Genomic DNA, 17569 nt, shown 5'->3' with positions numbered 1-17569 from the left:
TCAGACTCCCAGGTCGGTGAGGTGCTCGAAGCGCAGGCCGAGGTCGGTCACGACGACGGCGAGCGGGGCCAGCGCCGCGCGGACGCCGGCGGCGGCGCAGGGCGGCAGGTCGTCGGCGGCGAGCAGGGCGCGCAGCGCGTCGTATGCGGCGAGCAGCTCGGTCTCGGTGGCGGTGAGCTCGGTGCCCACCAGGTCGGTGCTCATGCGGGCTCCTTGGCGGGGGCGGCGGGGGCGGCGGTCGCGGCGAGGGCGGCGCGCTGCTGCTCGGCGCGCACGTCGGTCAGGCGCTTGGCCTTGAGCTCGAAGCGCGGCAGCTCGTCGGTGGCCGCGCGGCGCAGCAGGAAGCGCAGGCCCTCGTGGGCGTCGGCGAGCTCGCGGCCGAGGTCGTCGGCGAGCCGCGCCCACCCGTCGTCGCCGACGGTGGGATGGGGCTCGAGGACGAGGATCACCTCGTCCCGGCCGTCGAGGTGCTCGAGGCGGACCTGGAACTCCTCGATCCCGGCGTGGCCGCGGACGATCGCCTCGATCGCACCGGGGTAGACGTTGGTGCCGCGGACGAGCTTCATGTCGTCCACGCGGCCGATGATCCCGCCCTCGTAGAGGTCGAAGGTGCGGCCGTTGCCGGCGGTCGCGGCGGGGACCTTCATGACGAGGTCCGCGGTGCGGTAGCGCAGTAGCGGCGTGGTGGAGCGGCCGAACGACGTGCAGACCCGTTCGCCGCGCTCGCCGTAGGGCAGGGCCCGGCCGCTCGACGGGTCGATGACCTCCTCGATGAAGTGGTCCTCGATGACGTGGCAGCCGCCGGGCTGGTTCGCGGGCTCGAACATGACGATGGTCGAGATCTCGGTCATGCCCGCGGTGTCGATCGCCTTCGCGCCCCACGCCCGTTCGATGAGGCTCTTGGTCTCCGGGATCGAGCCGGCGGGCTCCCCGGAGAGGATCAGGGTGTGCACCGGGCCGGCGGCCAGGTCGACGCCCATCGCCGCGGCCTCCTGGGCCAGGCGCAGGGCGTAGGTCGGCGTCGACGCGACCACCGTGGCGCCGAAGTCGACGATCTGGCGGACGCGGTGGGGCGTGGTCTGCGCGCCCCCGGGCACGGTCAGCGCCCCGATCTTCTCGAGGCCGCCGTGCAGGCCCCAGAAGCCGATGAAGCTGCCGTACCCGAAGGCGACGTAGCCGACGTCGTGCGGCCGGATCCCCGCGCCCCACAGCGCGTAGCACCACATCTCCGCGGCCCACGACCAGTCCTTGCGGGAGTCGAGGGCGCGCAGCGGGGTGCGCCCGGAGGTGCCCGACGTCGTGTGCACGCGGACCGCCGCCTCCGGCCCGACCACCGGGAGCTCGCCGTAGGGCGGCACCGCGTCCTGGCTCGTCATCCACTCCTCGCGGGTGAGGAAGGGGATGCGGGCGAGGTCGTCCCAGGTGCGGAGCCGGTCGGGGTCGACGCCGGCGAGCGTGCGCGCGTAGTGCGGGCTGCGCGCCTTCGCCCACGCGACCGTCCGGCGCAGCTTGGCGAGCTGGAGCTCGCGCAGCTGCTCCCGCGGGAGGGTCTCGGTCTTGGGGTTCCAGAAGGGTTGGTCGCTCACGGCGATCCTCCGTGGTCGGGCGGCTCCGGGTCGGTGGTTCGGTTCCGGTACGGGCGTCGGTGATCCGCACCGGACGGCAGAGACACGAGAAGGCTCAGGGCAGGCGGACGACGCCCTCCTGGACGACGCTCGCGAGCAGCGTGCCGTCGCGGGAGTACAGCCGGGCGCGGCCGATCCCGGTGCCGCGGTCGGCGAACGGGGAGTCCTGCACGAGGGCCACCCAGTCGTCCATCCGACCGTCGGCGTGCCACCACATCGCGTGGTCGAGGCTCGCCGTCATGATCCCGTCGTCGGACCAGGCCGCTCCGTGGCGACGCAGGATCGGCTCGAGCAGCGTGTAGTCGCAGACGTAGGCCAGCGCCGCGCGGTGGACCGCGGGGTCGTCGGGCAGGGCCTCGAAGGCGCGGAGCCAGACCACCTGACCGGTGCCGGAACCCTTCTCCACGTACACCGGGTCGGGCCAGTGGCGCATGTCGAACGACCGGCCGTCGGCCCAGTAGGCCTCGTCGCGGACGCCGGTCCCGGCCACGGCCTGCGCCGAGGTCGGGAGCGACTCCGGGTCGGGGAGGTCCGGGGCGGGCTCCGCGTGCTGCGGGGCGCCCGGCGTCGGGACCTGGAACGAGGCCATGGCGCGGAAGAGCTCGCGGTCGCCCTGCAGGCCGCGGACGACGCGCTGGGAGAAGCCGCGTCCGTCGCGCAGGCGCTCGACCTCCCAGCGGGTCGGGGTGTGCACGTCGCCGGCCCGGAGGAAGTAGCCGTGCAGGGAGTGGATGCGTCGGTCGTCGTCGACGGTGAGCGACCCCGCGGCGGCGGCCTGCGCGACGAGCTCGCCGCCGTAGACGCGACCCGACGGGATGATCTGCGGGTCGACGAGGAACGTGTCGGTGCCGTCGGCCTTGAGCGCGAGCGCGTCGAGCAGGGGCCGGACGGTGGGCTCGAAGGTCATGCGCGCCGGTACCCCTCGAGGATCGCGTCGTCGACCTCGTCGAGGTTGACGACGATGTTGTCCGGGGTGCGGCAGGTCAGCCAGACCAGCTCCTCGGTGGTCGACATGTTCGCCTCGACGTGCGGCATGTAGGGCGGGACGAAGACGAAGTCGCCCTCGGTCATGTCGACGTACTCCGCGTAGTTCTCGCCGAAGTAGATGCGGCCGTGGCCCTTGAGCACGGTGCCGCCGGTCTCGGCCTCGCCGTGGTGGTGGGGCGGCGAGCGGAACCCGGGCTCGTTCCAGACCTTCCCGAACCAGATCCTGGTGGCCGGGGTGTGCTGGGGGGAGACGCCCGAGATGCGGTGGACGCCTTCGCCCTGGTTCTCGTTCCGGGCCTCGCCGCCGGCCCGGGTGACGACCGGGACGACGTCGGTGCGGAGCGCCTCTTCCGAGGTGGTCATGCTGCCTCCTTGACGTGGATCGTGGTGCGGGTGCTGCCGATACCCTCGATCGCGCACTCGACGACGTCGCCGTCGTGCAGGAACCGGGGCGGGTCCAGCGCGGCGCCGACCCCACCGGGCGTTCCGGTGAGGACGAGGTCGCCGGGGGCCAGGGTGGTGAACTCGCTGATCGCGACGAGCAGGGTCGGGACGCCGAAGACGAGGTCGTCGGTCGACCCGGACTGCATCAGCTCGCCGTTGACGTGGCAGGTCAGGGCGAGGCCGTCGGCGGGATCGAGGCCGGTCACGAGGTGCGGCCCGACCGGGGTCGACGCGTCGAGCGCCTTGCCCGGCAGCCACTGCGTGGTCCGCCACTGCCGGCCGCGGACCGACAGGTCGTTGGCGACGGTGTAGCCGCGGACCGCGTCGCGCGCCTGGTCCGTCGTGGCGTACCGGGGGAGGGGCTTCCCGACGACGACGGCGAGCTCGGCCTCCCAGTCCAGGCCCGCCTCCTCGATCGCCGGGGTGATGACGACGTCGTCTCCTGCGCCGGTCAGCGAGTCGGCGAACTTGGTGAACAGCGTCGGGTGCGCGGGCAGCTCGTTGCCGAGCTCCGCGACGTGTGCCCGGTAGTTGCGTCCGCAGCAGATGACCTTGGCGCTGCGGGGCACGTCGCGGCCGCTGTATGGCGTCTGCTTTACGGCGGTCACGAAAGCACACTAACCTGAGCGGTGTCCGCGACACCAGGAGGAGTTCATGACCATCTCGCTGCACAACCCGGCGTCCCTCGCGAAGCCCAGCGGCTTCACCCACGCCGTGCGCTGCGGGGACACCGTCTGGCTCTCCGGGCAGACGGCCCTGGACGCCGACGGGAGGATCGTGCCGGGCGGGATCGTCGAGCAGTTCCGTCAGGCGCTGTCGAACGTGATCGTCTCCCTGCGGGGGGCCGGGGGCGACCCGCAGCGGTTCCTGTCGGTGACGATCTACCTGACCGACATCCCCGACTACCAGGCGCACGGCAAGGAGATCGGCGCCGTGTGGAAGGAGCTGGTCGGCCGCGACTACCCGGCGATGACCGGGGTCGGCGTCACCGGCCTGTGGCAGACCGAGGCGCTGGTGGAGATCCAGGCGGTCGCGTCGGTGTAGCCCGCGTGTGGCAGCAGAGCGTCGTCACCGGCGTCCAGTGGCAGGAACGCCACGTCGTCGATCCCGCCTCAGCCGCGCACGACCGCCCGGACGTGCGCGGCGGCCGGCCCGGCCAGGTGCTCGCGGAAGCGGGCGAAGAGCGCCTCGGCCCGCAGGCCGATCCAGTCCTCGGGCAGGGCGTCGAGCGGCAGCCCGGGGTCGAGGTAGGGCAGGCGGCGCCAGGCCGTGATGGCGGGGACGTAGTCGGCGAACGCCTGCGCGGCGTCATCCGGGTCGTCGGTCGGGTCCTCGGCGAGCCGGTCGGCGACGGCCGCGAACCGCTGCAGGTAGTCGGCGTAGGTGCCCTCGAGCGCCTCGAGGTCCCACCAGGCGGCGATCGTCTCGCGTGCCGAGGTCCCCGACAGGTGCGTGGCCCGGAAGACGTCGGTGAACTGCCGCAGCCCGGCCCGGTCCAGGGCGCCGAGGACCGCGTCGTCGAGGTGGCCGGGCGCGACCCACGTGCCCGGCCCGATCGTCCCCAGGCCGAGCCGGGTCAACGTCGTCCGGAGCTGGTGGCGTTTGTCGCGCTCGGACTCCGGGACGGAGAACACGACGAGCAGCCACCCGTCGTCGGCGGTCGCCCGGCGGCGGCCGAAGATGCGCTCGTCGCCCTCCGCGAGGATCGCCAGGGCCTCGGGCGACGCTCGGTAGCCCGCCGTCCGGCCGTCCTTCTCCGCGTCCAGCCAGGCGCGCTTCTTGAGCCGGAAGACGGCCGAGCGGGTGGCCTGTTCGTCGACCCCGAGGTCGGCCATCAGGCGCACGATCGTCGCGACCGACATCCATCCGCCCAGCTCCCGGGCGTAGAGGCCGAACAGGGACACGATCAGTGCGCGGGGAGCCGCCGGGCTCTCGACCTCACGCACCTCCACCGTGCTCACCCGCCCACCGTAGGTGCCCGTTCCGTCCCACGCCGTCGGACCCCTCTGTCACCATCGCGATCATGACGACGGGTGCGGTGCGGCGGCCGGGCGGCGTGGAGGTCCTCGCCGCCGTGCTCGTCGTCGCGCTCGGACTGCGGGTGCTCGGGGTGGATCCGCTGGTCACGCCGCAGCTGCGGGTGGGGGCGACGGTGTTCGTGGCCGTCGTCGTGCAGGCTCTCCCGTTCCTGGTGCTCGGCGTGCTGCTCTCGGGGGTGCTGACGGCCTACGTCTCGCCCCTCGCGCTGCGTCGGGTGCTGCCGTCGCGGCCGGGCGCGGCGGTCCCGGTGGCGGTCGCGGCGGGGGTGGCGCTGCCCGGGTGCGAGTGCGCGTCGGTGCCCGTGGCGCGGCGGCTCATCGCGCGCGGCGTGCCCGACGCGGTGGCGCTCGCGTTCCTGCTCGCGGCCCCGGCCGTGAACCCGGTGGTGCTGGTGGCCACGGCGGTCGCGTTCCCCGACGCACCGGAGATGGTCGGCGCCCGCTTCCTCGGCTCGTTCCTGACGGCGAGCGTGGTCGGCTGGGTCTGGGCCCGCGCCGGTCGTGCGGAGTGGCTGGCCGAGCGGGTGCGGCGGGTCCCGACGACGGGTGACGGCCCCCGGTGGCGGGTCGCGGCCGCGACGGCGCGGCACGACCTGGTGGACGCGGGCGGCTTCCTCGTGCTCGGAGGTCTCGCGGCCGCGGTGCTCACGACGGTCGTGCCCGAGGCGTGGGTCGCGGGCCTGGGGGAGCAGGTGGTGCTCGCCGTCCTGGTGATGGCGCTGCTGGCCGTCGTGATGTCGCTGTGCAGCGAGGGCGACGCGTTCGTCGCGGCGTCGCTCTCGGCGCTGCCGCTGCTGCCGCGGCTGGTGTTCCTCGTCGTCGGTCCCGCCGTCGACCTCAAGCTCATCGCGCTGCAGGCAGGGACGTTCGGGCGGGGCTTCGCGGCGCGGTTCGCGCCGCTGACGTTCGTGGTGGCCGTGCTGTGCGGGGTCGGCGCGGGGCTGGTGGTCGGGCTGTGACGCGCGAGGTGCGGAACGCGCTGCTCGTGTTCGTCGGCGCGGTGCTGGTGCTGATCGTCGCGGACGGCACGGTGCTGCACTACGTCCGGCCGGGGATGGCTCCGCTCGTGGCGCTGGCGGGCGTGGTGGTGATCGGGCTGGCGCTGCTCGACGTCGCGCGGGACCTGCGGCGGCGCCCGGAACCGGCGGACGACGACGGGCACGAGCACGGGTCCGGCCGGTCCGCCTGGCTGCTGCTCGTGCCCGCGCTCGTGGTGCTGCTGGCCGCGCCCCCGTCGTTGGGTTCGGACGCGGTCGACCTCGCCGGTTCGCGCACGGTCGCGGTGGGGCGGGCGCCCGAGGAGCCGCTGCCGCCCGGCGACGCGCCGGCGATCCCGGTGGTCGACCTGGTGGCGCGGGCGGCGGCGAGCCCGGACGGCGGGGCGCTGGCCGGGCGGGAGGTCACGCTGACCGGGTTCGTGGTGCCCGCCCGCGACGGTCGGGGCACGGATCTGGCCCGGCTGGTCATCTCGTGCTGCGCCGCGGACGCGAGCCCCGTGCGCGTGCACCTCGACGACGCGCGGTCCCTGGTCGGGCCGCCCGGGGTCGGCGGCGACCGGTGGGTGGACGCGCGGGTCCGGCTCGTCCCGGGCACGGCGACCCGCGGGACCGGTTTCGTCCCGACGGTGACGGTGCTCGACGCCGTCGAGGTGCGCGAGCCGTCGCCGGCGTACGAGTACTGAGCCGGCCGGGGCGGTCAGCGTGGTCGCTGCGGCGGGGTGCAGATGCACCCGCGCGACCACACCCCGACCTGGGTGGCGGTGCAGAAGCGCCGTCCCAGGGCGTCGTGCTCCGCCCACGGGTGCGGGCACATGGCACACGTCGCGCCCGGACCCTGCATCGCCTCGTGCCGCCCGGCCGGCGCTGCGTCGCTCACGGGGCGGTCTCCGCCCCGTCGAGGAGATCGGCGGGGGACCGTCGGTCGTCGGGAGCCGCGGCCGCCGTCATCGCCGCCTCGGCCGTTCCCTCCGGGGTCGACGACGGGATCACGAGCAGCACGAGGCGCAGACCGGCCGGGCCGACGAGCGTCACCGAGTGCGGGGCGGTGGTCCGGAACCCCTCGAGCCGCACCCGGCCGGGCGCGAGCCGCCGCGGAGCGGCTGTCCAGTCGTCGAGGTGGTAGGCGACGCGGGCGACGTCGCCCCGGTCGTGGACGTCCTCGAGCAGCGGGGGCAGTTCGGCCGCCAGGTCCTCGGAGCGGGGCCACCAGGCGCCGTCCACGAATCCGGTGGCGGGTCCTGGGGGCTTCAGCCGCGTGCGTGCGGTGGTCGTGTCCGGGGCCGGGCTCATGCCGGCACTCCCGTCTCCGGTCGTCGACCGGGCGAGGACTGCGCCGACGACGACGCCGACTCGACCGCCGACGTGCAGGAAACCCCCGGTACGGCCACCGTACGCGCCCGCCCACGGTCCGCGGCCGTGTGCCAGGGTCACCGGTCATGCCGCCCGCGCTGAAGACGGTCGCCGACGGGGTCCACGTCGGGGCCCTCTTCCCCCGTCACCTGTTCAACACCGTCGTCGTCGAGGGGCCCGCGGGGGACGTGGTGATCGACGCCGGCTTCCCCTGGTCGGCGGGACGGCTGGCCGGCTTCCTGCGGGGGCGCGACGTCGTCGAGCACGCCGTCACCCACGCCCACGGCGACCACGTCGGGTCCTCGGCCTGGCTCTGCGCGCACACCGGCGCCCCGCTGGCCATGAGCGCGGTCGAGGCTGACGGGTTCGAGCACGGCAGCGTCGCCTGGCACTCGGGCGCGATCGGCCGGCGCGGCGTCGCCCCGCTCGCGCGGCAGCGGCGGCCCGTCGACCGACGCCTGGCGCCCGGCGACGCGGTCGCCGGGTTCGAGGTGGTCGCCCAGCCCGGCCACAGTCCCGGCCTGCTCGCGTTCTGGCGGGCCGCCGACCGTCTCCTGGTCGTCGGCGACGGACCGATCAACGTCGCCGCCGACCCCGCGGCACCCCGGTGGCTCCCGCTGCCCGCCGGCCTCCACCACGACCCGGCCGCCACCGAGGCGTCGCGGCGCGCGATGGCCGCCCTCGAGCCCGCGCTCGTCGTGTCCACCCACGGCCACCCCGTGCGCGGCGACCGGTGGATCCGGGGCATCACCGGCTGACGAACGTGCGAGGCTCCGGCCCATGAGCGCCGTCTACGCCCTGAACCTGTTCGACCTCGCCCCGAACGACGACTACAAGGCCTACTCGAAGCGGTCGGTGGAGGCGGTGGGCAAGCACGGCGGACGGGTCGTCGCGCTCGGGAGGCTCAGCGCGGACTGCCCGTCGACGGGGGACACCCCGCGCCAGGTGATGGTCCTCGTCGAGTGGCCGTCGCCGGAGGCGTTCCAGGCGTTCAAGGACGACCCCGACCACACCGACCTGCACCCCCTGCGCGAGGGCGGCACCGAGAACTACCTCTGGTGGGCCTACGACCGGCTCGAGGACCTGCGCCCCGTGCTCCACGACCGCTGAGCGGCCGCGGCGCCCGGCCGCGCGTGCGAGACTCCCGCCGTGGCCACCAGGGCGGGTCATCCCGCCGTCGTGATCGCCCTCGCCTTCGCGGGCGGGATCGGGGTCGGGACCGGGCTGCTCATGCTGCCGACGGCCGCGGCCGGACCGGAGGGCGCCGGACTGCTCGACGCCCTGTTCACCGCGACGTCGGCGGTGTGCGTGACGGGACTGGTCACGGTGGACACCGGCGCCCACTGGTCGTCGTTCGGGCACGTCGTCCTCGCCGGGCTCATGCAGATCGGCGGGCTGAGCATCATGACGGTGGCGTCCCTGCTCGTGGTGCTGGTGTCGCGCCGGCTCGGCCTGCGGGCGCGGCTGGTCGCACAGGCCCAGTCGGGCAGCCTCGACCTGAGCGACGTCCGTCGTGTCCTGCGCAACGTCGTCCTGTTCAGCCTCGCCGGGGAGGCCGTCACCGCCGTCGTCCTCGCCCTGCGGCTGCATCTCGGCTACGACGCCGGGCTCGCCACCGCGGTGTGGGAGGGCCTCTTTCACGCGGTGTCGGCGTTCAACAACGGCGGGTTCGTGCTCTGGCCGGACGGCATGATCGGGTTCGCCGGCGACCCCTGGATGCTCCTGCCGGTGGCGCTCGCCGTCATCGTCGGGGGCCTCGGCTTCCCGGTGATCTTCGAGCTCGTGCGCTCGTACCGACCCCGGACCTGGTCGGTGACCACCCGGATCACGGTCGTCACGTCCGGCACCCTGCTGGTGCTCGGCACCGTGGTGCTCACGGGCCTGGAGTACGGGAACCCGGCGACGCTCGGACCGATGGGGGTCGGCGACAAGCTCCTGGCCGGGTTCTTCTCGGCGGTCATGCCGCGCAGCGGCGGCTTCTCGGCGGTCGACGTCGGGAGCATGACCCCGGAGAGTTGGCTCGTCACCGACGTCCTCATGTTCATCGGCGGCGGGAGCGCGAGCACCGCGGGCGGCATCAAGGTGACGACGTTCGGGCTGCTGGCGTTGGTGCTGTGGGCCGAGATGCGCAGCGAGGCCGACGTCGACGTCGGGACCCGCCGGATCCCGGAGGCCAACCAACGGCAGGCGCTCGCGGTGGCGCTGCTCGGCCTCGGCCTCGTCGTCGTCTCCACCTTCGTGGTCCTGAGCGTCACCCCGCACGCCACCGAGCGCGTGCTCTTCGAGGTGCTCTCGGCCCTCGGTACGGTCGGGCTCTCGACGGGTATCACGGCCGACCTGCCCGACGCCGCGGAGATCCTGCTCGTCGTGCTCATGTTCATCGGCCGCCTCGGTCCGCTCGCGCTGGCGTCCGCCCTGGCCCTGCGGGAACGACCGCGTCGGTACCGCCGGCCCGAGGAGAGGACGATCATTGGGTGACGCGCACGAGCCGGTGGTCGTCGTGGGGCTGGGTCGCTTCGGTGCGTCAATCGCCCTCGAGCTGACCCGGCAGGGCACCGAGGTGCTCGCCATCGACGCCTCGCACGACGTGGTGCAGGCGGTCTCCCGCGACATCGGCCAGGTGGTGACCGCCGACTGCACGGACCTGGAGACCCTGCGCCAGCTCGGGGTGGGCGACTACCGTCGCGCGGTCGTCGCCGTCGGGGACCACCTCGAGGACAGCATCCTGGTGACGTCGTTGCTGGTGGATCTCGGGGTGCCCGACATCTGGGCGCGGGCGATCAGCACCCACCACGGCCGGATCCTCGAGCGCATCGGCGCCCACCACGTCGTCTTCCCCGAGCAGGACATGGGCCAGCGGGTGGCCCACCTCGTCTCCGGCACGGCGCTCGACTACCTGCGGCTCGACGACGGGTGCGCCCTGGCGAAGCTCCGACCGCCCCGCGGTCTGATCGACGTCCCGCTCGGCAGCTCCGAGATCAGGGACCGCTACCGCGTCACGGTGGTCTCGATCAAGCGCCGCGACGAGGAGTTCACCTCGGCCACCGACGACACCGTCGTCCGCCGGGGCGACATCGTCCTCGTCGTGGGTCGCGACGAGGACGTCGAGAAGCTGCTCGAGGACTCCTGACCCCTCACCCGGGGACGCGGATCAGCACCTCGCCGTGCGGCAGGGAGAACCAGCCGTCGGGGTGCGCGGCCCACGCCCGCCAGGCCGCGGCGATGTCGGCGAGTTCCGCGCGGGTCGCGAAGCCGCCCGCGACGGCGCGCTCGGCGATCGTCGAGTCCACGATGCGCTCGGCCCACTGTCCGCCCCACCAGGCGCGCTCGTCGGGCGTCGCGTGGCACCAGATCGACGCGGACGGGGTCACGTCCGTCGCGCCCGCCGCGTGCGCCCAGGCGAGGACCCGCCGCCCCGCGTCCGGCTCCGTCCCGTGCGCCCGGGCCACGCCTCGGTAGATCTCCAGCCACCGGTCGAGCCGCGGGTCGTGCGGGTGGAGCACGATCCCGGCGTAGTCGCAGTCGCGGACCGCGACGAGCCCGCCCGGCGCGGTCACCCGGATCATCTCGCGCAGCGCGGCCACGGGATCGGTCAGGTGGAGCAGCACCTGGTGGGCGTGGACGACGTCGAACGGCCCGTCCGGCAGCGCGGACACGTCGCCGACGACCGCCTCGACCCCGAGCGCCCGGGCCTTCTCCACCACGCCCGGGTCGGCGTCCACACCGAGGACGGAGCCGACCCGCGTCGCCAGGTCCGCGGTGATGGTCCCGGGACCACACCCGACGTCGAGAACGCGCTGGTCGGGACGCAGGTGCGGGGCGAGGTAGGCGGCCGAGTTGTCGACGGTGCGCCACGTCTGCGAGCGCAGCACGCTCGCGGCGTGCCCCTGGCTGTAGGCGGTCACCGGCACACCGTCGCACGTCCGCGTAGCGTCGAGGGCGTGAGCACCGCGATCGCGCAGCAGCTCGAGCACACCTACGCCGACGCCGTCCCGCACCTGGTCACGCCGTGGACCGCCGCGGCCGCGCCGCACCCGAACCCCCTGGTGGTGAACGAGGAGCTGGCCGGTGAGCTGGGGCTCGACCCGGCGCAGCTGCGGGAGTCCGGCCTGCTGACCGGCACCGTGCCCGAGGGGGTGCAGCCGGTGGCGATGGTCTACTCGGGCCACCAGTTCGGCATGTACCAGCCACGCCTCGGCGACGGCCGGGCGCTGCTGCTCGGCGAGCTCGTCGACCCGCGGGGCCACCGGCACGACCTGCACCTCAAGGGCTCCGGTCGCACACCCTTCGCGCGCGGCGGCGACGGGAAGGCCGCGCTCGGCCCGATGCTGCGCGAGTACCTCATGGGCGAGGCCATGCACGCTCTCGGCATCCCCACCAGCCGGGGGCTCGCGGTGTCGACGACGGGGGAGGACGTCCCGCGCGACACGGGCCTGCTGCCCGGCGCGGTGCTCGCGCGGGTGGCCTCGAGCCACATCCGGGTCGGCACGTTCCAGTACGCGGCGGCCAACGGCGGTCCCGACGTCGTGCGTGCCCTCGCCGACCACGCGATCGCGCAGCACCACCCCGACGCCGACGGCTACCTCGACTTCTACCGCCGTGTGGTGCACGCGCAGGCCGAGCTGATCGCCCGCTGGATGCTCGTCGGCTTCATCCACGGCGTGATGAACACCGACAACACCACGATCTCCGGCGAGACGATCGACTACGGCCCCTGCGCGTTCATGGACCGCTACGACCCGCAGACCGTGTTCAGCTCGATCGACCACGCCGGGCGGTACGCCTACGGTCACCAGCCGCCGATCGCGCGGTGGAACCTGGCTCGCCTCGGCGAGGCGCTCCTTCCCCTGATCGACGAGGACCAGGACGCCGCGATCGAGCAGGCGACCGCCGTGGTGCAGGAGTTCGGGGACGTCTACGAGCGGCACTTCCAGGCCGGGATGGCCGCGAAGCTGGGGCTGCGCGAGCCCGACCCCGACCTCGTCGCCGACCTGCTCGCCCTGCTGCACGCCCAGCAGGTCGACTGGACGACGTTCTTCCGCGCGCCGAACCCGCGCGACCACTTCCTCGACCGCGACGCGTACGACGCGTGGGCGCAGCGCTGGCACCCCGAGCTGGACCGCGAGCACGTCAACCCGCTCTACGTGCCCCGCAACCACCTGGTCGACGAGGCCCTGACGGCCGCCGAGCGGGGCGACCTCGGCCCGTTCCAGGAGATCCTCCAGGTCGTGACGAGGCCGTACACGGAGCAGCCGGGCCGGGAGCGTTACGCCGAGCCGGGCTCGGGGCCGTTCGTCACGTACTGCGGGACCTGACGAGACCGGCGCCGACCCCGCCGCACAGCACCGCGAAGGCCACCAGCAGCACCGGCAGGCCCAGCGCGGTGACGAGCGCGCCCACGACCACCGGCGCGGCGATCGCCCCGAGTGCGCCGACGACCATGGCGACCGACAGGGCCCGGCCGGGGTCGGAGGACGCGACGCTGCCGGTCCAGACCGCGAGCGTCGCCGCCCCGACCATGTAGGGCGCGGCGAAGACGGCCGCCGCGAGCAGGGCGATCACCGGCGACCGGTCCCCGAACGCGAGCAGCAGCAGGGCCACGCCGATCGTCAGCAGGCACCCGGCCGCCACCCGCGGGGGCCCGACGCGGGCCGTCATCGCGCCCGTGAACAGCCCGGCGAGGCCGAGCACACCGATGATCACGAAGAGCACCGGGCGGACCCCCGAGGACAGGCCCGCCCGCGTGGCGACGTCGGCGGAGTAGGTGAACGCCACCGCCGTCCCGGCCTGGTAGACGACGGCGTACAGCGCCGGCAGGCGCAGCGCCCGCCACGGGACCGGGCGCCGGTCGGCGACCGGGGTCGGCGGCACCGCGGGCACCCAGCGCAGGTTGAGCAGGGCCGCGAGGGCGGAGCACACGGCCACCGCCGCCCACGCGGCGCGCCAGGTGGTGCTCGCCGCGACCGCGATTACCGCGATCAGCACCAGCCCGCCGCACGTGCCGGTGCTGATGAACGAGAGCAGACGGGGTCGGCGGTCGGGGTCGACCGTCGCGCGGGCGATGTCGGAGTAGGGCGCCCACACCCAGCCGGCGGCGCTGCCGGCGAGCACGGCCCCGACCGCGAGCACCCCGGGCGAGCCCGCGAGCACCACGATCAGCGCGCCGAGCGCGCCGCACACCCCACCGACGGTGGTCGGCGCCCGCGGTCCACGGCGGGCGGCGAGCAGCGGCGCGCACACGATGCCGGCGAGGAACCCGGCGAACGTCCCGCCCGCGATGAGCCCGAGGACGGCCTCGGGCACACCCGTCGTCGAGAGCCCGGGGTCCACGCGCAGCTCCGGCAGCGTGAGCCCGAAGCAGAACCGCGCCATGCCGAACGCGACGCCCACCACGCCCGCCCCGGCGATCGCCACCCGTGTCTCGGTCGTCCGCACGCGATCACCCTGTCGAGCGAGCGGCACTTCCGCAGCATCTACGCGCGTGGGAGCGCCGATCTCCCGGGTCGGGGTGCACGCCCCGACCGCGCCACCACCGCGGCGACGAGCGTCGTCACCGGTACTGCCGCGACGATCCCGATCGATCCCACGAGCGTCCGCAGCACCTCCTGCGCCACGTCCTCGGCCGTCAGCAGGTCGCCGACCCCGCGCCCGGAGAGCGTGAACAGCAGCAGCAGCGGCAGCGCCGCGCCCGCGTAGGCGAGCACGAGGGTGTTCACCGCCGACGCCACGTGGTCGCGCCCCACGCGCATCGCCGCCGCGTAGAGCTCCCGCGTTCCCGACGACGGGTCGGCGCGGTGGAGCTCCCACACGGTCGAGGTCTGGGTGACCGTGACGTCGTCGAGGACGCCGAGCGCGCCGATGATCAGCCCGGCGAGCAGGAGACCGCGCGCGTCGATGCCCGCGCCGAGCACCCCGATGAGCTCGGTGGACGAGTCGTCGAGGCCGGTGAGCCGGGTCAGCCCGCCGAACACGAGCGCCAGTACCCCGATCAGGCCCAGCGACATCACCGTGCCCAGCGCCGCCGTGGCCGTGCGTGCGGAGAACCCGTGGATCGTCGGGAACACCACCGCGACGATCAGGCCCGACGCCACGAGCGCGACCGGCACCGGCGCCGCGCCCGTGAGCAGCGCGGGCAGCACGAACAGGCCCAGCACGAGCAGCGTGATGCCGAGGGCGCCGAGCGCCGCCAGGCCCTGCCAGCGTCCGAGCAGCACGACGGCGAGCGCGAACACCCCCGCGAGCAGCAGCATCGAGCCACCCCGCTGCCGGTCCACCACCTGGTAGCCCGACGCGTCGGCGGGATCGCCGCCGGACCAGGCGACCACCACCGCGTCGCCGTCGGCGAACCGCGGGGTCGCCGGTCCGCCCGGCAGCAGGGTGTCGATCGTCCGCCCGGACGCCGGGCCCTCGTCCAGCCGGACCTGCAGCGGGAAGCAGCCGGCGCCGGCCTCGACGGCCAGCGTCGGGTCGGCGCAGTCGGCCTCCGCGCCCGCGCGCACCACCGTCCCGTCCAGCGGCTGCGTCGCGACGGCGGCCGCCGCGCCCGTCGTCGTGCCGGCTCCCGAGCCCGCGGCCGCCGCGTGGCTGCCGTCCAGGACCGCCCGGTACTCCGACGGCGAGGGCGCCAGCAGCACCAGCCCGACGACGACGGCGAGGCCGCACGGCACGAGCAGCGCGGCCAGCAGCCGCCGCACGGTCCGCCCGACGGCGGGCGCGGGCCCGTGGCCGTGCCCGTGGCCGTGCCCGGCGGGCTCCGCACGCCGACCCGACCCGGCCCGCCGTCGGGACCGGGGCCCCGACCGCGGAGCCGAGCGACCGGCACCCTCGCGCGTCCTCGCGGCGCGGGAGGGCCGTTCGCTCGTCTCCGGGACGGCCGGGATCGGCGCCGTCGGCGGGTCCTCGGGAGTCACGCCGGGGAGGGCTCGACCTGGTACCGGATGAGGCGGGACGAGTTCGCGACGACCGCCACGGACGACGCGTTGTGCAGGATCGCGGCGACGACGGGGGAGAGCGCCCCGCCGGCGGAAACGACGAGGCCGACCGCGTTGACCGCGATCGACATCCCGTAGTTCTGCCGGATGACGCCGACCCCGCGGCGGCCGAGGTCACGCAGGTCGAGCAGGGCGGTGAGCCGGTCGCCCGCGAGTGCGACGTCGGCGGTCTCCACCGCGACGTCCGTGCCCGCGACCCCCATCGCGATGCCGAGGTCGGCGAGCGCGAGGGCCGGCGCGTCGTTGGTGCCGTCGCCGACCATGGCGACCGTGTAGCCCTCGGCCTGCAGGGCCCGCACCGCGTCCTGCTTGTCCTCGGGCATCACCTCGGCGCGCCACTCGTCGATGCCGAGCTCGGCGGCGACGGCCTCGGCGACGTCGGGGTGGTCGCCGGAGAGCATGACGATCCGCCGCACGCCGTCGGCCCGCAGCGCCTCGAGCACCTCGACGGCCTCGGGGCGCACGGTGTCGCGCAGGCTGATCAGCCCGGTGAGTGTGCCGTCCACCGCGAGGAGCAGGGGCGTCTCGGCCTGGCGCTGGAGGCGGCGGACCCAGTCCGACGCCTTCCGTGACACCGTGACCTTCTGCTCCTTGAACAGGGCCCGCGAGCCGAGCAGCAGCGTGCGGCCGTCGGCCTGCACCCGCATGCCCTGCCCGAGGAGCACCTCGCACTCCTCGTGCGGCGGGATCTCGATCCGCCGCTCCTCGGTGGAGCGGATCACGGCCTGCGCCAGCGGGTGTCGCGAGTGGATCTCCGACGAGGCCGCGAGGGCGAGGACCTGCTCGGGGGAGTAGTCGTCGTGGAAGGAGACGACGTTCGTGACGACGGGTCGGCCCGTCGTCACCGTCCCGGTCTTGTCGAGGACGACCGCGTCCACGCGACCCGCCGCCTCGAGGTGCGAGCCGCCCTTGATGAGGATGCCGCGCCGGGCGCCGTTGCCGATGGCGGCGCTGATCGCGGTCGGCGTGGAGAGGCCGACCGCACAGGGGCACGCGACCAGCAGCATCGTCATGGCGCGACGCACGTCGCGGGTGACGAGCAGGGTGGCCGCGGAGAGCGCGAACGAGAGCGGGACGAAGCGGCGGGAGAAGTTCTCCCCGACGGTCTGGATGGGGGCCCGGTCGGACTGGGCGGCCTCGACCCGCTCGATGATCCGGCCGACGGCGGTGTCCGCGCCGACGGCGGTCGCGCGGACCACGAGCCGGCCGCGCAGCAGCACCGAACCGGCGTGCAGCTCGTCGCCGACCTCGGCGGTGACCGGCAGGTTCTCCCCGGTGATCGCGGCCTGGTCGACGAGGCAGCCCGCCTCGGCCGCCTCCACGACGACGCCGTCGACCGGGAGCACGACGTGCTCGTGGACCACGATCTCGTCGCCGACGCGCACCCGCTCGATGGGCACCTCGACCTCCACGGCCTCGCCCGCGGGGTCGGCCGGGGCGACGCGCATCCACGTGGTGGTCCGGGCGCCGGTGAGCAGGTCGGAGATGGCCCGGCGGCTGCGCCGCAGGGTGAGGTCCTGCAGGTACTCGCCGATGTTGAGCAGCCAGAGCACCGTGAGCGCGACGACGTTCTCGCGCAGCACGAGCGAGGCCACCGTGGCCGCCGAGACCAGGGCGTCGGTGCCCGCGCCCCGGCCGCCGACCAGCGCCCGCAGCGCGCCGCGCAGGAAGGGGTAGCCGGTGAAGATCGTGACGCCGGTGGCCACCGTGCGGCTGGTCGGCCCGAGCATCGGGGGGCGGCGCAGGACCCAGCGGCGCCCGCCGAGCAGGAGCAGCGCGATGCCACCGACCGCCATGCGCAGGAGATCGCCGTTGCCGACCTCCGCCGAGCGCGGGAGCCGCGTCGCGGGCTCGTCGTGCGGGGTCGACGTGGTGACGCCCCGGTAGGCCGCGGCGATCGTCGCGGCGGAGCAGCGGTCGCGGTCGTACCAGACGACGAGGGTGCCGGTGCGCGGGAACGCGTGGACCTGGCGGACGCCCTCGACGTCGTCGAGCGCCTCCTCGACCGCGACGGCGAGCCCGGTCGCGGCGCGCAGGTCGGGGGCGTCGAAACGCACCCGGCCCGCGGCGTCGGAGACGACCCGCAGGGCGGACCCGTCGTCGTGCACCGGGTGCAGGTGCCGGACGGTCGTCAC

Annotated in this window: 20 protein-coding genes; 8 read left to right on the top strand and 12 right to left on the bottom strand. The window is 74.8% G+C overall.

The annotated features are described in order from the left end of the window. The 5 genes from LN037_RS01210 to LN037_RS01190 form a co-directional block, all read right to left on the bottom strand. Window positions 1–204: a hypothetical protein gene (locus tag LN037_RS01210; RefSeq protein ID WP_230749047.1), complete on the bottom strand. Its 204-nt coding sequence runs from the start codon at window positions 202–204 to the stop codon at window positions 1–3. Beyond that, on the bottom strand, window positions 201–1586 hold the full coding sequence (locus tag LN037_RS33250) for a phenylacetate--CoA ligase family protein (protein WP_230749045.1): 1386 nt from the start codon (window positions 1584–1586) through the stop codon (window positions 201–203). Before LN037_RS33250 ends, LN037_RS01210 begins: the two co-directional genes overlap by 4 nt. A gap of 94 nt (window positions 1587–1680) precedes the next feature. Further along, window positions 1681–2532 (bottom strand): acyl-CoA thioesterase, encoded by an 852-nt coding sequence (locus LN037_RS01200; RefSeq protein WP_230749043.1) that lies wholly within the window; start codon window positions 2530–2532, stop codon window positions 1681–1683. After that, window positions 2529–2975 (bottom strand): cupin domain-containing protein, encoded by a 447-nt coding sequence (locus tag LN037_RS01195; RefSeq protein ID WP_230749041.1) that lies wholly within the window; start codon window positions 2973–2975, stop codon window positions 2529–2531. Before LN037_RS01195 ends, LN037_RS01200 begins: the two co-directional genes overlap by 4 nt. Then, window positions 2972–3664: a fumarylacetoacetate hydrolase family protein gene (locus tag LN037_RS01190; protein WP_230749039.1), complete on the bottom strand. Its 693-nt coding sequence runs from the start codon at window positions 3662–3664 to the stop codon at window positions 2972–2974. The genes LN037_RS01195 and LN037_RS01190 overlap by 4 nt, the downstream gene beginning before the upstream one ends. 46 nt (window positions 3665–3710) lie before the next feature. Here LN037_RS01190 and LN037_RS01185 point away from each other — a divergent pair, with 46 nt between their 5' ends. Then, on the top strand, window positions 3711–4100 hold the full coding sequence (locus tag LN037_RS01185; protein ID WP_230749038.1) for a RidA family protein: 390 nt from the start codon (window positions 3711–3713) through the stop codon (window positions 4098–4100). A 68-nt stretch (window positions 4101–4168) separates the two neighbouring features. Here LN037_RS01185 and LN037_RS01180 read toward each other — a convergent pair whose 3' ends face one another. Continuing rightward, on the bottom strand, window positions 4169–5017 hold the full coding sequence (locus tag LN037_RS01180; protein WP_230749036.1) for a PaaX family transcriptional regulator: 849 nt from the start codon (window positions 5015–5017) through the stop codon (window positions 4169–4171). A gap of 62 nt (window positions 5018–5079) precedes the next feature. Between LN037_RS01180 and LN037_RS01175 the strand changes: the two genes are divergently transcribed. After that, window positions 5080–6054 carry a permease gene (locus tag LN037_RS01175; protein WP_230749034.1) on the top strand — a complete coding sequence of 325 codons (975 nt, stop codon included), beginning with the start codon at window positions 5080–5082 and terminating at the stop codon, window positions 6052–6054. After that, on the top strand, window positions 6051–6776 hold the full coding sequence (locus LN037_RS01170) for a TIGR03943 family putative permease subunit (RefSeq protein WP_230749032.1): 726 nt from the start codon (window positions 6051–6053) through the stop codon (window positions 6774–6776). The genes LN037_RS01175 and LN037_RS01170 overlap by 4 nt, the downstream gene beginning before the upstream one ends. Before the next feature lie 14 nt (window positions 6777–6790). Here the strand turns inward: LN037_RS01170 and LN037_RS01165 are convergent, their stop codons facing one another. Both LN037_RS01165 and LN037_RS01160 read right to left on the bottom strand, forming a co-directional pair. Beyond that, window positions 6791–6970 carry an RGCVC family protein gene (locus LN037_RS01165; RefSeq protein WP_230749030.1) on the bottom strand — a complete coding sequence of 60 codons (180 nt, stop codon included), beginning with the start codon at window positions 6968–6970 and terminating at the stop codon, window positions 6791–6793. Continuing rightward, a complete protein-coding gene (locus tag LN037_RS01160) occupies window positions 6967–7383 on the bottom strand; it encodes a DUF5994 family protein (RefSeq protein ID WP_230749028.1) in 417 nt (138 codons plus the stop codon). Before LN037_RS01160 ends, LN037_RS01165 begins: the two co-directional genes overlap by 4 nt. Window positions 7384–7529: 146 nt before the next feature. On the opposite strand from LN037_RS01160, the gene LN037_RS01155 reads away from it, so the two are divergent. From LN037_RS01155 to LN037_RS01140, 4 genes are read left to right on the top strand one after another with little or no spacing between them, the layout of a single operon-like run. Further along, entirely contained in the window at window positions 7530–8201 is a 672-nt protein-coding gene (locus LN037_RS01155) for an MBL fold metallo-hydrolase (RefSeq protein WP_230749026.1), read from the top strand. A gap of 22 nt (window positions 8202–8223) precedes the next feature. After that, window positions 8224–8553 (top strand): DUF1330 domain-containing protein, encoded by a 330-nt coding sequence (locus LN037_RS01150; RefSeq protein WP_230749024.1) that lies wholly within the window; start codon window positions 8224–8226, stop codon window positions 8551–8553. 39 nt (window positions 8554–8592) lie between these two features. Then, window positions 8593–9921: a TrkH family potassium uptake protein gene (locus LN037_RS01145; RefSeq protein ID WP_230749022.1), complete on the top strand. Its 1329-nt coding sequence runs from the start codon at window positions 8593–8595 to the stop codon at window positions 9919–9921. Further along, complete coding sequence (locus tag LN037_RS01140; RefSeq protein ID WP_230749020.1) at window positions 9914–10573, top strand: potassium channel family protein; 660 nt, start codon at window positions 9914–9916, stop codon at window positions 10571–10573. The genes LN037_RS01145 and LN037_RS01140 overlap by 8 nt, the downstream gene beginning before the upstream one ends. Window positions 10574–10577: 4 nt before the next feature. On the opposite strand, the gene LN037_RS01135 is transcribed toward LN037_RS01140, so the two are convergent. Beyond that, window positions 10578–11348, bottom strand: a complete 771-nt coding sequence (locus LN037_RS01135) for a class I SAM-dependent methyltransferase (RefSeq protein ID WP_230749018.1) — start codon at window positions 11346–11348, stop codon at window positions 10578–10580. Between the two features lie 36 nt (window positions 11349–11384). Between LN037_RS01135 and LN037_RS01130 the strand changes: the two genes are divergently transcribed. Next, complete coding sequence (locus LN037_RS01130) at window positions 11385–12758, top strand: protein adenylyltransferase SelO (protein WP_230749016.1); 1374 nt, start codon at window positions 11385–11387, stop codon at window positions 12756–12758. Here the strand turns inward: LN037_RS01130 and LN037_RS01125 are convergent. The 3 genes from LN037_RS01125 to LN037_RS01115 are packed head-to-tail and all read right to left on the bottom strand — an operon-like array spanning window position 12739 to window position 17569. After that, window positions 12739–13878 carry an MFS transporter gene (locus LN037_RS01125; protein WP_230749014.1) on the bottom strand — a complete coding sequence of 380 codons (1140 nt, stop codon included), beginning with the start codon at window positions 13876–13878 and terminating at the stop codon, window positions 12739–12741. The genes LN037_RS01130 and LN037_RS01125 overlap by 20 nt on opposite strands. Window positions 13879–13916: 38 nt before the next feature. Further along, entirely contained in the window at window positions 13917–15353 is a 1437-nt protein-coding gene (locus LN037_RS33245) for a YibE/F family protein (protein ID WP_230749012.1), read from the bottom strand. Beyond that, window positions 15350–17569, bottom strand: coding sequence for a heavy metal translocating P-type ATPase (locus tag LN037_RS01115; protein ID WP_308286085.1), 2220 nt, complete (start codon window positions 17567–17569; stop codon window positions 15350–15352). Before LN037_RS01115 ends, LN037_RS33245 begins: the two co-directional genes overlap by 4 nt.

The organism is Actinomycetospora soli, assembly GCF_021026295.1.
Lineage (GTDB): Bacteria > Actinomycetota > Actinomycetes > Mycobacteriales > Pseudonocardiaceae > Actinomycetospora > Actinomycetospora soli.
Note: the sequence above shows the minus strand (reverse complement) of the source record. Positions and strands in the feature narration are given on the sequence as shown.